This window comes from Neptunomonas marina (genome assembly GCF_004005935.1).
Lineage (GTDB): Bacteria > Pseudomonadota > Gammaproteobacteria > Pseudomonadales > Balneatricaceae > Neptunomonas > Neptunomonas marina.
Map to the genome: position 1 here is coordinate 188,500 of NZ_SACQ01000001.1, position 13,645 is coordinate 202,144.

General features: G+C 48.4%; 12 protein-coding genes. 8 read left to right on the forward strand and 4 right to left on the reverse strand.

Translation table 11 applies throughout. From position 1 onward, the window contains the following. Positions 1 to 126: 126 nt before the first annotated feature. Positions 127 to 1,068 carry a LysR family transcriptional regulator gene (locus EOE65_RS00905; RefSeq protein ID WP_127692411.1) on the forward strand — a complete coding sequence of 314 codons (942 nt, stop codon included), beginning with the start codon at positions 127 to 129 and terminating at the stop codon, positions 1,066 to 1,068. Positions 1,069 to 1,113: 45 nt separating this feature from the next. Here EOE65_RS00905 and EOE65_RS00910 read toward each other — a convergent pair whose 3' ends face one another. Further along, positions 1,114 to 1,359, reverse strand: a complete 246-nt coding sequence (locus tag EOE65_RS00910) for a hypothetical protein (RefSeq protein ID WP_127692412.1) — start codon at positions 1,357 to 1,359, stop codon at positions 1,114 to 1,116. 285 nt (positions 1,360 to 1,644) lie between these two features. On the opposite strand from EOE65_RS00910, the gene EOE65_RS00915 reads away from it, so the two are divergent. From EOE65_RS00915 to EOE65_RS00940, 6 genes are all read left to right on the forward strand, one after another. Continuing rightward, entirely contained in the window at positions 1,645 to 2,127 is a 483-nt protein-coding gene (locus tag EOE65_RS00915) for an FKBP-type peptidyl-prolyl cis-trans isomerase (protein ID WP_127692413.1), read from the forward strand. A gap of 113 nt (positions 2,128 to 2,240) precedes the next feature. After that, positions 2,241 to 3,155, forward strand: a complete 915-nt coding sequence (locus EOE65_RS00920; RefSeq protein WP_127692414.1) for an AAA family ATPase — start codon at positions 2,241 to 2,243, stop codon at positions 3,153 to 3,155. A gap of 4 nt (positions 3,156 to 3,159) precedes the next feature. Continuing rightward, positions 3,160 to 4,113, forward strand: coding sequence for a DUF58 domain-containing protein (locus tag EOE65_RS00925; protein ID WP_127692415.1), 954 nt, complete (start codon positions 3,160 to 3,162; stop codon positions 4,111 to 4,113). Continuing rightward, a complete protein-coding gene (locus EOE65_RS00930; RefSeq protein WP_127692416.1) occupies positions 4,110 to 6,191 on the forward strand; it encodes a transglutaminase TgpA family protein in 2,082 nt (693 codons plus the stop codon). Before EOE65_RS00925 ends, EOE65_RS00930 begins: the two co-directional genes overlap by 4 nt. Beyond that, complete coding sequence (locus tag EOE65_RS00935) at positions 6,178 to 6,900, forward strand: M48 family metallopeptidase (RefSeq protein WP_127692417.1); 723 nt, start codon at positions 6,178 to 6,180, stop codon at positions 6,898 to 6,900. Before EOE65_RS00930 ends, EOE65_RS00935 begins: the two co-directional genes overlap by 14 nt. Before the next feature lie 150 nt (positions 6,901 to 7,050). Next, positions 7,051 to 8,844 carry a methyl-accepting chemotaxis protein gene (locus EOE65_RS00940; RefSeq protein ID WP_127692418.1) on the forward strand — a complete coding sequence of 598 codons (1,794 nt, stop codon included), beginning with the start codon at positions 7,051 to 7,053 and terminating at the stop codon, positions 8,842 to 8,844. Positions 8,845 to 8,912: 68 nt separating this feature from the next. Here the strand turns inward: EOE65_RS00940 and EOE65_RS00945 are convergent, their stop codons facing one another. Next, a complete protein-coding gene (locus tag EOE65_RS00945; protein ID WP_127692419.1) occupies positions 8,913 to 9,716 on the reverse strand; it encodes a response regulator in 804 nt (267 codons plus the stop codon). A gap of 187 nt (positions 9,717 to 9,903) precedes the next feature. Between EOE65_RS00945 and EOE65_RS00950 the strand changes: the two genes are divergently transcribed. Next, entirely contained in the window at positions 9,904 to 11,085 is a 1,182-nt protein-coding gene (locus EOE65_RS00950) for an MFS transporter (RefSeq protein WP_127692420.1), read from the forward strand. A gap of 149 nt (positions 11,086 to 11,234) precedes the next feature. Here the strand turns inward: EOE65_RS00950 and EOE65_RS00955 are convergent, their stop codons facing one another. Continuing rightward, entirely contained in the window at positions 11,235 to 12,326 is a 1,092-nt protein-coding gene (locus EOE65_RS00955) for an acyltransferase family protein (protein ID WP_127692421.1), read from the reverse strand. Positions 12,327 to 12,760: 434 nt separating this feature from the next. Further along, positions 12,761 to 13,642, reverse strand: coding sequence for a LysR family transcriptional regulator (locus EOE65_RS00960; protein ID WP_127692422.1), 882 nt, complete (start codon positions 13,640 to 13,642; stop codon positions 12,761 to 12,763). Positions 13,643 to 13,645: the final 3 nt, after the last annotated feature.

Below are 13,645 nucleotides of genomic sequence, written 5' to 3' on the forward strand. Positions count from 1 at the left end.
TTAAACTGAAAACACGCAAGGATCGGTGTTGTGTGATTTTCTCTTCGTAATATTGATCGCAATATAGCAATAGCTCTGCGGTTAACAGATGAAGATCTATTAACGTTCAGTTTTAGAAAGTAACTCATGAGTCTGAAAAACTATTCGCTTGGTCAAGTCGGTGACTTCGAAATTAAGCAGTTGAGAATTTTCAAGTCGGTCGTTGATAACGGGGGCTTCTCAGCGGCAGAAACCGATCTAAATATCAGCCGTTCGACGATCAGTATCCACATCTCGAACCTTGAGTCTCGGCTCAACCTTACCTTGTGCAAGCGCGGGCGTGCCGGCTTCTCGCTGACTAAAGAGGGCGCCGTTGTCTACGAGATGACAAATAAGCTATTGGAATCATTGGATGAGTTCCGCGATGTCGTGAACGATATGAGCCAGAACCCGGCTGGGATTATGCGCATCCTCGTATCAGACGGCACTAGTCTTGATCCACGAGCGAAGTTCCCCGAGATGATCAGCCGTTTCTCGACGCTTGCACCTGAGATCAAGCTACAAAGCGAAGTCTCCTATATGGCGGAGATTGAGCGCATGGTGCTCAATGACGAGGTCGATGTAGGTTTGATCCCATATCACCGACAGCTGGATGGGTTGGAGTACTATCACCTTTATAGTGATGTGTGTCGCCTTTATTGTGGGCGCGGAAACCCGTTGTTTGATCTGCCGGAGAGTGAGATCACCGATGAAGTAATTAATCAGTTCACGGCGATCTTACCGGGCTTGAAGCCCCACGAGGAGGCGAGTGCACAGCTATCAAGCATGAGCTTTAAGGGCACAGCGTACTTTTATGAAACGCGTTTAGCGATGATATTATCGGGTAAGTTCATCGCCTTCTTACCCGAAAATTATGCAAAGCTTTATGTCGAAGAGGGGCAGTTAAGGCAAGTGGGCGGAGCTGAGCGCTGTTATACCCTTGGCATCGCAGCGGTTATCAAGAAGCGCGCCCATCAAAATCGCCCCACTGAGATCTTTCAAGAGATTATCAGGTCTTTCCATCCGGACTCTTTAACCGGAGCCTCGTAGCTTACTCGTGCTGTTTAAGGTAGCTTGTCTAGTTGTTAGCGGTACTTAAGCGTATGCCGCGATATGGGAAGGGCTGTCGGTTGGTTGCTCACCACCTTCGATAAGTACTTCCCAGTCTTGATCAAACGCATGTAGATAAGACCCGCAGTCAGAGCATTTATACAGCTGGCTATTAGGTAGGCTGCTCATGAGTTTAAGCTGAGCATGAGGACGCACACTTTGGTAACTGACCAGTTCTTGACACTGGACACAGATATTATCCATAACGATAAACTCCAACGAAAAATCCATTTTTGTTAACCACTATGATAAGTCTGAGCGACGCATAGAGCGATAGGAATAATTCCTATTTTTTACTTTTAGCCAGAGATTATGGGGTCTGTAGCGTAGTTTAAAACAGACATTTTAATTTTGCAGGGTAAAAGTGTCGAGTGAATAGCGACGCTCACTGAGTGGCTTTTTCAACATTAATATCTGTTTTGCCTTTCGGTTTTGGATCGCAATGGTTAGGATGGCCCAAGAGGGCGCTCAGGCGTGGGTGTTCTGTCTTCAAAGCCAATAATCAGGAGCAATGTTATGCAAATCGCAGATAACGCAGTAGTCACAATGCACTACACACTCAAAAACGCAGCAGGTGAAGTGCTTGACTCGTCACAAGGCCAAGAGCCTTTGGCGTATCTTCACGGTGCGAACAACATTGTTCCGGGTTTAGAGAATGCGTTGGTGGGCAAGGCGACAGGCGATAAGCTAGAAGTAACTGTCAAACCTGAAGAGGGTTACGGTGACGTGCGTGAAGAGTTGGTGCAGAAAGTGCCACATGAAAACTTCCAAGGCATTAACGAGTTGCAAGTGGGTATGCAATTTATGGCGCAGGCCCCATGGGGAGAGCAACCAGTAACTGTGATCAAAATTGAAGATGACGGCGTAACATTGGATGGCAACCATCCACTGGCTGGCCAAGAGTTGTTCTTTGATATCGAAGTGACAGAAGTGCGTGCTGCCACTGAAGATGAGCTTAGCCATGGTCATGCCCATGGTGAAGGTGGTCATCACCACTAATACACTCGCTTAAATTCTTTTTATAAAAACGCAGCATTAGCTGCGTTTTTTGTGTCTAGACTATAGTGGTGTGAAAGCTCAACTGGTTGGTTTGTATAGGAAAAGGGTTGGAGATGCAGGATAGATTAGCAACAGCAGTGCAAGCGGTATCATCGGTTGTGATGGGTAAAGAGGAAACGGTAAAACTCGCCGTCGCATGTATGTTGTCTCGCGGGCATCTCTTAATTGAAGACTTACCGGGGATGGGTAAAACGACACTGGCGCACACGTTAGCTCATGTTTTTGATCTTGAGTATCGTCGCGTGCAGTTTACCAGCGACCTGCTGCCGGCTGATATCATCGGCAGTGCGGTATTCAATCAACAGGAAGGTGGTTTTCAGTTTCATCCAGGGCCGGTTTTTACGCAGCTACTACTTGCGGATGAGATCAACCGGTCGACGCCAAAAACGCAAAGTGCGCTGCTTGAGGCGATGGAGGAGGGGCAGGTTTCTGCGGAGGGAGCAACGCGTCAGCTCCCAGAGCCTTTCTTTGTGATAGCAACACAAAACCCCGCAAGCCAGTATGGTACGTTCCCGCTGCCAGAATCTCAGTTGGACCGCTTTTTGATGCGGCTTTCGTTGGGGTATCCAGATGAGGAAACTGAGCGCGCGCTATTAAAGCATGGCGATACTCGACAGGATATCGGTCGTTTGGCCGTCAGTATTGATCGCCAGACGCTTATGAATATTCAGCTTGCGTGCGATCAAGTTACGGTGAGCGATGCCGTGGTTGACTATGTACAGCGTCTTGCCCAGCAAACACGTGCCATTGAGACGATCCAGCTTGGTTTATCGCCGCGTGGTGCGCTGGCATTGATTCAAGCTTCCAAAGCGTGGGCTTATATGGAAGGCCGCGATTTTGTGACCCCAGATGATGTTCAAGTTGTATTTGAGCCGGTGGTTGCACACCGTCTGATGCTTCGTTCTGGCACCCAGCTAGGGCAGAGTATTACAACCAATATTCTTGCTAGCGTGGATGTACTGAGCTAAACGCATGTGGGATACGGTCGATCATAAGTTCAGAAACTGGCTGGTAAGTCGCTACCCTGTTCAGTCAGAGGTGTTGCTGACCCATAAGCGCATCTACATCTTCCCCACCTTGGCAGGGCTTGCATTTATCTGTGTGGCACTGCTTGTCTTGATGCTCGCGATCAATTACCAAAACAACTTAGCCTATGCGATCTGTTTTACACTGACTTCGCTTTTCATCACGGCAATTATGCATACCTACGCCAACCTCTCTGGGTTACGAATACGTATACAAACACCCTCGCCGGTTTTTGTTGGCGATGAACTCCGTTATCGTTTTGAAGTGCTATCGAGCCGCTCCCTGAAACAGCTACAGTTTGGCTTTCGTGGCCAAGAGCAGGTTACCTATGATCTTGAGCGGGATAAGCCGCTGTTGGTTTACGTGCCTGCGAGTAGTGAGGTGAGAGGGTGGCAAGCCCCTGCGCTATTACGCATCTCATCTGTTTACCCGCTGGGTATTTTTCGTTGCTGGACTTGGCTGCGCTTCGAAGAGCCTGCGCTAATCTACCCAAGACCCGTCGCTGGAGGCGAGCTGGGGCAACTGAATCGCCCTGTGGGCGGAGACGGTGCCGAGGGGCATGTCGGTGAAGAGGACTTCCAAGAACTGAAAAGTTATCAGCCAGGAGCCCCGCTCAGCCGAGTGGCATGGAAAGTATACGCAAAAGGCTATGGGCTGCATGTGAAATCTTACCAAGGGGAGGAGGCTCAAGAGCGTTGGCTCTCCTGGCACTTGTGGCCGCAACTGGACACCGAAGCAAAGCTATCGCGGTTGACCTACTGGGCAGTCACATTGAATGAGCGCCAAACGCCCTTTGGCTTAGTATTGCCAAATGTGACGATGGAACCAGCAGTCGGGGATGATCATTTGCGCGAAGTGCTCAAGCACTTAGCACTCTATGATGAGGGAGCGTTGCTGTGAAACTTCCAACGTTTCAATTTAAAAAGTCGACAGTAGCGGAGGCTACCAACAAACCAGAGGTGTTGCTCGCCCGCTCTAGCAAGCTATGGCTGCTAACGATGTTGGTCGCAGTATGCTTGCCACAGATACGCGAAATTCCGTTATGGCTTACCATCGTTGTAGGCGCTTTGCTTGCATGGGGCTTTGCGAGCACGCTGAAGGTTCGCAAACCGTTGGCGCGCTGGGTGCGATGGTCTGTGGTCCCGCTGATGTCAGTGGGCGTATTGGTCTCGGCATCCGGCTTAGAGAGCCTAGCAGGTCTGGCAACGCTGCTGATTGCAGGCGCTGGCCTGAAAGTTTTAGAGCTACGTACGCGTCGTGACGGCTGGGTTTTAGTGCTGGTATCCCTGTTCATGGTAGCCGTTAACTTCCTGTTTGATCAGTCGATTGTCGCGGCGCTATACGGATTTTTCTCTCTGGCTATCACATTCGCGGCTCTGATCTCTCTGAACGAGGTACAGGCCAAGCAGGTGAACTTTGGCACATTAAAAAGGAGTGCAACGATACTAGCTCAGTCTGTCCCTGTGATGGTGGTGCTATTTCTCGTGTTTCCGCGAATCGAGCCGCTATGGAGTGTTAAATCCGAGCGTGCAGTGGCAAAAACAGGGTTGTCTAACGAAGTTGACCCAGGCTCTGTTGCTAACTTAACACGCAATGATAGCGTTGCATTCCGTGCCAGTTTCACGGATGACGCGCCACCCGAGCGGTCGCAACGCTATTGGCGCGCGATTACGTATGATTTTTACGATGGCCGCAGTTGGCTCAATGTGGGTAAAAATGTTGGGCTTGAGGCCAGCGCGATTGATACAGATACCTACTATGACTATGAAATCATCATGGAGCCGACAGCACGGCCATGGCTGGTGGCGCTTGATTATCCCCAGTCGGTCCGTGCGGCTAGAGGGACTTTAACTCTAAAAAACGACTTTACCGTGACCGCGGGTAAGCCTATTTTGGATCGTTTCTCCTATTCTGGGCGTTCCGTTGTGCGTGAAGCAACGCAAGAATTATCTCTGCAAGACCGGGAACGTTTTCTTAGACTGCCGCCATATGGAAATCCGCAAGCGCGTGCGCTGGCCGCCTCTTGGGTTGAGCAGCAGCTATCCTTAACTGAGAAGATCGATGCACTCTATCGGCGCTTTAATCAATCGTTTGAATACACGCTATCGCCCGGCCGCTTGGGGCGTAACAGCGTTGATCAATTTCTCTTTGAAACCCAACGGGGCTTTTGTGAGCACTTTGCCAGTAGCACCGCTTACTTACTGCGCCTAGCTGGGCATCCTACCCGGCTCGTGGGCGGGTACCAGGGTGGTGAGTGGAACCCGTACGAAAAGTATATGCTGGTGCGCCAGTACGAGGCCCACGCCTGGGTTGAGGTATGGGATGAAAACACTGGATGGCGTCGTTTAGACCCGACGACCGCAGTGGCACCTGAGCGTATCCAACTGCCATTCGATGAATTATTTGGTAGCAGTGATGACTTTATTGCTGAGTCGCCGCTGTCGGTGCTGCGCTTAGGTAAAAATATAGAGTGGTTGAATGAGGTGCGCTTGCGCTATGAGGCGGTTAACTATAGTTGGCACCGCTGGATCTTGGGCTACCACAACCAGCAGGTCGATTTTTTACATGATCTGATGGGTAGTCTGAGCACCTTAAAACTGCTCTTAGTGATCTTTGTGCCGGGCTCGCTAGTAACAGGGGGGCTGATCTGGTGGCTGCTGCGTGCACGCCCAAGGCGCTATCACGCTGTCGATGCCGATGTGCAGTATCTATCTCGCTTGGTGAGTCGAGCTGACTCAAGCTTAGCGCGTGAGCAAGGAGAAACCGTTCGTACCTATTGTTGGCGCCTCGCGAAGCATCAACCTTATTGGGAAGAGAGCTTAATGCAATGGCTAAATAACCTAGAGCAGTTACGCTACTCACCTGCCCGTGGGCAGCCCGAAGGTGATGCAAGCTACCATGCCAGCTTCAAAAACATGATCAAAACAGTCAAGAAACCCACCCGTTTGTTAGGGAAACCCGCGCGTGCCTCAGCCTAAAACATGCTTTGTTACTGTTGAAGGGCTTTCGATTAAAGTCATTTTCTCTAGGCGCAAAACGGCAACCATCGAAGTAAGGCATGGTGAAGCGCTAGCGCGTGTACCGCTGCGTACCCCTGCAGCTTGGCTCATCCACTTCCTTACTCAGCGTGCTGGGTGGGTAAGGGAACACCTTGCCCAGCAGCAAGTTCTACTTACAGAGCACACTATTAACCCTTGGGAAGCGCGATGCCTTCCTTATCTAGGCCAAAGTCTGCCGCTTCAGGTAGTTGCTGGCGCTCGCGCATCATCAGCAACCTTAACCGACGAGCACCTCGTGATCTCGTTAGGACGACGCAGTACCAAAGTGCCAGAGCAGTTAACGAATGAATTGACTAAGCTATGGTTAAAAGAGCAAGCAAACGATTATCTTAGTGAGCGGTTGGACTACTGGTCGGCAGTCATGAAGCTGCAGCCTAGCGAGCTTAAAGTCGCAAACTTCAAATCGAGCTGGGGACAGTGTAACTCACGTGGGCGAATCGCGCTCAATTGGCACCTGATGATGGCGCCGCCAGAGGTGATCGATTATGTGGTGATTCATGAGTTGGCGCATCTCGAAGAGATGAACCACTCTGCTCGTTTTTGGGCACTTGTTCATCGCCACTGTCATCATGTTGACCAGAGCCGGGCGTTTCTTCGTGAGCGTGGTGTTTGGTTGCAATGGCGATAGAGATCAATAACTTGGTCGATTTGTCTCTTTTTGGATTCAGTTTTATCTTTTCGAACCCTAACATCAAGCTATTACGCTGAGAGCTTCTATACTGAAAGGAAAGTTGCTTAAAGCCAACAAACAATAATTATACGTAGTAGGGATGTAGCAATGAGTTTATACACGGCAGTTGAGCAAGCGCTGTTCAATTCGTTAACGAAAAAGATTGTTGGTAACGTCGTTTTCCTTCTTCTCCCCCACCTTGTGCTCCTAGGAGTAGGCTTCTACTACTCTGCCGAGATCGTCAGTATCGCCACTGAAAGTGTGCTCGATGAGGGCGCAAAAAGTGCGCTGTTAACGTTATCGAGCGAATTGTGGGTTATTGCGAGCGTTACTGTGGTTGTAGCGGTTCTTTCGGGTATCTTTACCATCTTTTTTATGCGTCATCTTTTCTTGCGTCCAGTGCGCGCCATCACTGATGTTTTAAGCCAAATTAGCGATAAGGATGGCGATATTTCGGTGACGTTGCCTGAGTATACCTACGATGAAATCTCGGAGATGGCGAGCAGCTATAACCGTTTCTCTGATAGCTTGAAAAAGATGATCTCAGAGTCCCGCCGCCGCAGTGTGAGCGTTGCACTCAGTGCAACACGCTTGAAGAAAGCGTTGGTAGGTGCCTCGGGCAAAGTGTCGCAGCAGGAAGAGAAAGCTCAGTTGGTGTTCCAAGCGAGCCAGGAGTCGACGGTCGCCATTGATGAGGTGGCCAACAGCACCATGATGATTAGCACTCAAACCGATACCAATATGGAAGAGGTGCGCTCGTCAGGTGATGAGCTAATGAAAGTCCTTGAGCAGGTACGTTCAATACGCAATCTGGTGAATAATTTCCAATCAACGGTTTCTCAATTAAGTGAGAACTCGGCAAATGTCACGCAGATCCTATCGATGGTGCAAGATTTTTCAGACCAAACCAATTTGCTGGCTTTGAACGCATCGATCGAAGCTGCGCGTGCAGGTGAAGCGGGGCGCGGTTTTGCGGTGGTGGCTGATGAGGTCCGCTCGCTATCGCAGAAAGTCAGCTCAGCGACGAGTGAGATTGATAAAAATATTTCACAAATGGCCACGCTGGTACAAACCACGCGCAGCAGTGCTGAAGATATTCAGCAGTATGTTCACAACACCGAGGGCTTTATCGAGTCGACCAACCAGCAGTTTGTAAAACTCGTGGGCGATTTTGAGCAGGTGAATAGCCAACTTTCGGGCATTAGCGCGGCGATTGATGAGTTGGCATACAGCAACAAGCAATCCCACGAAAATGTCTCTGAAATTGCCAGTATTGCGCACGAGATCAAACATGAAGTTGATGAGTCTGTTGAGCACTCTGACAAGCTAGAAGTTGCAACCGAAGAGACTCAAGAACTGCTATCTCGCTTTATCATAGGCTTTGGTGGTTTTGAGTCGATGATTATGGCTGGACGAAGCTGGTCGAAACAAACAAGTGACGCTATTCAGGCGTTGGCGCATCAGGGCTTGAATGTGTTTGATGTGCAGTATCGCCGTACTAATGAAGGTGTTGAGCCTGCAAAGTTTGACCTCAGCTACACCGATGCTTACGAAGCGGCGTTACAGCCTCTGTTTGACCGCTTTATCTCTGAGCGCCCAGAGTTTATTTATGCGATCGCGGTGGATAAAAATGGCTATGCGCCTGCTCACCACCAGAAGGTATCTAACCCTATCACCGGCGATTTTTCGGTAGACAATCTTAAGAGTCGTCACCGTCGGATCTTTGCGGGGAACCGTGCGGAGATCCGCCGTGCTCAAAATACCTCGCCGTTTTTACTTCAGACTTTTATTCGTGATACGGGCGAAGTGTTGAACGATTTATCGATCCCCATTTATGTTGATGGTAAACACTGGGGCGCTTTGATCATGGGCTTCAACCCAGAAACATTGTTGGAGGAGTAGCCCGAGTCTTGCGATAGCTGATATAAAAAAGCCGGCATTGAGTGCCGGCTTTTTTGTGGAGTGATCGGTTACAGGTCCGAGTCGAAAACGAGCTTTTCGATCAGCTGTTTCATCATGTCGTAGGAGAGCGGTTTAGATATCAGCGCCGAGACTCCTGCTGCTTGTATCGCGGCCAGTTGACTCTCATTTTGTTCTGATGTCACCATCATAATCGGAATGGTTGGCTGATCATCGCTAGCGCGGATATGTTCAACCATCTCTTTGCCGTCAACATTGGGCATATTGTAATCAGAGACAATTAAGTCGAAACGCTCTTGCTCCAGTAAAGCGAGTCCTTGAGCGCCGTCTTCTGCTTCAACAATCGATTCGATCCCGATATTCGTCAGAATCTGATTGAGGTACTTGCGCGCGAACTTACTATCATCCACAAGCAAAACGCGCAGGTTCTCATACTCCGATGTATCGCGGTCAGTGATCTCATCTTTGTCACAGATATAGTGCAGCGTGCTTTGCAGCGCTTTGCGAAAATCGTTCTCATCAAACGGCTTGGGAAGAATTGCAATGGCCCCGGCCTGGCGAATGGGCTCTAGGTAGCGATAGTGTGTTTCCGACGAGATCAGTAGAAAGGTGATATCAGAGAGTTCTGCCTGCTCTCGCATTTGCGTCACGACTTCTGTGCCCGTCATATCGGGAAGGTGCATAGCGGATAGCACAAGGTCGGGCGTTTGCTGCTGCATGGCTGTGATGGCAGCGGCTCCCTCTTCAAACTCGTCGATGTTAACAATACCCAGTGCTTTCAAGCGATTAACAATAATGCCGCGCTGCATATTGGATGGCTCGATCACTAATACAAAGAGATCTTCCAGCGTCATAAGGATGCTCTCATTTAGCGTTTACATGTGTTAATCAGTTTAACACCTGATCTCCAGATCTGCTGGAATCTGGCCATTTTTTTGACCGCGGTGGCAATAATACTGGCCCATGTAAAGGCGTAAGCACTATTATGGTTCGCTAATTTAGCTAAGTGGTTTGAGCTGTCATGCAGTTTTGGAGTTATCGATGAATCGCAGTGTTGTTCTGTTGTCCCTGTGCCAAGCGCTATTAGGAACCGGAAATATTCTGTTAGTCGCTGTAACAGGGCTTATCGGGCAGAGCCTAGCGCCGAGTAGTTCTATGATCACCTTGCCAGTGGCCATGCAGTTTGTCGGCTTAATGCTGGCAACCATTCCAGCGTCGCTAATCATGCAAAAAATAGGTCGCCGCAACGGCTTTTATCTAGGGAATAGTATCGGTATTGGTGGTGCTGTACTTGCCTCGATGGCGCTAATGAGCGAGCAGTTTTACCTATTCTGTGTTGGAACCTTATGTCTAGGTGTAGGGATTGGTTTTGGCACTCTGTACCGTTTTGCAGCTGTTGAAGCGTGCGAGCCGGCGCAAAAGAACCGAGCTATCTCACTTGTCATGTTAGGGGGAGTGCTCGCGGCGCTGATCGGCCCTGCATTGGCTGTTCAGAGTCGTGATTGGGTGCAAGGCTATGACTTTGTTGGCTCGTTTGTGGGTTTAATGGGGCTCTATATTTTGGCGTTGCTGCTTCTGACCGGCGTAAAAATTCCGAAACCCGCTGTGAGTGTGAGGAGCCAAGCCACCGCTCGGCCACTGATAGAGATCGTTTCACAGCCTATATTCGTGGTTGCTGTTGTTGCGGGCATGACCAGTTATGCGGTAATGAACCTATTAATGACGGCAACCCCGTTAGCGATGGCAAGGTGTGGCTTTTCGTTCCCTCAGACAACGTGGGTGATCGAGTGGCATGTGTTAGGGATGTTCTTACCCTCTTTTTTCACAGGGCGCTTAATTCAGCGCTTTGGTGCTGTGAACTTAATGCAATGTGGTGGCGCGTTGCTGCTTTTATGCACAGCGATCAATCTTAATGGCCAGTCCGAATGGCACTTTTGGTGTGCGCTAGTCGCTTTGGGTGTGGGTTGGAACTTTATGTTTATCAGCGCAACGAGTTTAGTTACCAGTACGTATCGTGAGTCAGAACGAGCAAAAACGCAGGCGACGAATGAGTTTCTTGTCTTTGGTATGGTCACGCTCTCAGCCATGTTGACCGGTTGGCTTGAAGCAACGGTGGGATGGCAAACAATGAACTGGATGATGGTGCCTATTGTAGCGTGGGCGATGCTTGTGATCGCTATTTTTTCGCGCAAGATGACGAGTCGCGCAGAATGTGTAAGTTAGTGATCGTTATTGGAGTGTGTAGTCAACGTATTTTGCATAGCTGAGCCCTGCTTAGCTCTCCCGCCGGTGAGGTACTTGTTGGGCGAGAGAGCTATTCTACAGAGCGCGCGGTTAGATAGGTATATCAGAGAGCTTCGTTGAGAAAGTCTTCACGAGAGTTTGAAGTGCTTAGCCAATAAATTATTAAAAAACACCGTATATAGACCTTTTCGTTTCTCTGTGATGTTACTGATCATGAAGATTAAAGTAGGCACTATAATCCAGCAAAAAACTATACTCATAACGGGGTTTGAGCTGTATGGGAAAACAGCTGATATGAAGTAAAGCATTGGCATATGGTAAAGATATAGTGAGAAAGTATGGGATGAGGCTTCTTTTATAAGCTGCTCTGCTTTTTGGCTTATTGCAAAGAAATTGGATTTTTTAGTGAGGTGATAGCCACTAAATATGTGTGCAGTTACAAAAAAAGCAAGAATATAATCAGAAGCAAACTTTTCTGCAGGTTCTAATAAAAGTTGATAAAATCCCGGTCCAATAATGCTTTGAGAGAAGCCATTGATTAGGTCTTGCGCATTATCTGTTGAGAATAATGCGATACCTACCACAGAGAGAATAAAGATTGATAGCGATTGGTGCAGAGTGAGTGAATAAGCGTTGAGCTTTTTAAAGCAGAATACACCGGCCAGCCATATAGGAAGGTAGAGTAATATGCTTAGCCCCATAACCAGTGTGATCAACGCGAGTAGGGCAATGCGAGACTTTCCTTTTGTATAAACTAATACACCGAAAAATATGTAATAAAGAACTTCGTAGCCTAATGACCAATATGGAAGATTTGAAAGTATTGGAGTTGCAATCCAGCTTTGATTAGTGAACGTTAAAGCTGAAAATAACGTTAATAATGGGTTTGGTTTTTCTTCGCCTAGCGAGTAGAATGCCTCAGGATTTAGTGATTGGCCTACGTAATAAAGCACCGCAGTAATAATAATGGCGGGGATGGCGACAGAATATATTCGCGATAATCGACTTATTGTGTATTTTTGGGCATTTTCTTTTCTATCAAATACAACATAAGAAATAACGAAGCCAGATAAAACAAAAAATATAACGACAGCTTCATGGCCAAAGCCCGATAATTGCCAAAGCCATCCGCCTGCAAAGGCAGGCACATGTGATATGAAAACAGCGATTGCCGCTGAAAACCTTACTAAATCCAAATATACAGAAAATTGTCTATTCATAGAAAGATTAAGCTTACCTACCAAACACACGCGAAAAAGGTCGTCGTTTAAGCGAACCAAACGGCACTTTTTTCATGGCTTCATAGAAGCGTTGCTGCGTTGTGTTACTACTTATCATTAAGCCTACCTACTTCTTGGGCTGGCCAAAATGGAGATAGAAAACGCGATCTTGATCATCTCATAGAATTGCTTTCTAAAGAGTGAACTTAAGCCTATACAGCCAAATTACCCTCTCTGCTTAGTCCTAGCGCCGACTCTAACCTAGCTGCGTGTGCATTAGCGTTAGCTGGCGATCACTCCTAGCCTGATTGTACGGGAAATAGCATAGAAAGTCGGAAAAGTTATCAGTTCTCGTTGTGTTTATTCAGTTAAAGTGAGATCAGTGATCGTGGCTTTTGCTAGACATCATGGTCGCGGCAGTGGATTGAGTTGATCTACTGATCCAATAGATTTTTCAGTTCTGCGACAAGCCACTGCATCGCAGGGCCGGATGTTCGTGATTTTGTTACAACAAGGTCGGCAGGTGCAGCCCACGTTTTATAGTCTAGGGCTAAATCAATGGTGTGTAATTCGTTGTTGCCTAAACCTTCCGCAGCGATCGGTTGAGGCAGGTAGCCCCAACCAACCCCTGCAGCAATGAGCTCTCGCATTTGGTAAAAGCTATCTGCCCACCAAGTTTTTGGTGACATGGGAGGTAACAGCTGCAGCACTTGTTGTGACTGGCTGCGCATCACAACTTCGCGGTGTAAAAGTAGGTCAGATAAGTCTAGGTCGGATGCTAAGGCAAGCGGGTGCTGCGGGTCGCATACGGCGACAAATGGCACATAACCAATAAGATAGATCTTTAGCGCACTTTTCAGTGCCACATCTGAAAACACTAAACCTATATCAAGGCGCTCATTTTGCAGGAGCTCGTGAATGTCTGGGCTGGCGCACTCTAAAAGCTCAAGCTCAGTATTTGGAAAGGTATCGGAGAAGCGCTTGAGTGTACTCCATAATCGTGGGTAGCTCAGTGCACTGTCCACTGCCACTCGAATGAGAGGTTCTTCCGCTTTATTGACCGCTACCACGGCTGATTCGAATTCAGCGGCTTGCATCAATATGGCACGAGCTTGCGGTAGTAAACGCTTACCATCGCTGGTAAGCGAGGGGATGCGAGTGGAGCGATCAAATAACGTCACGTTGAGATCGAGTTCTAGATTAGCGATGCCTTGGCTAATCGCTGATTGCGCTTTGCCCAGTTTGCGGGCGCAAGCAGAGAAAGAGCCGGTCTCAACAACGGTAATAAAGAGATGGATTTGATCAAGGCTCAACATATC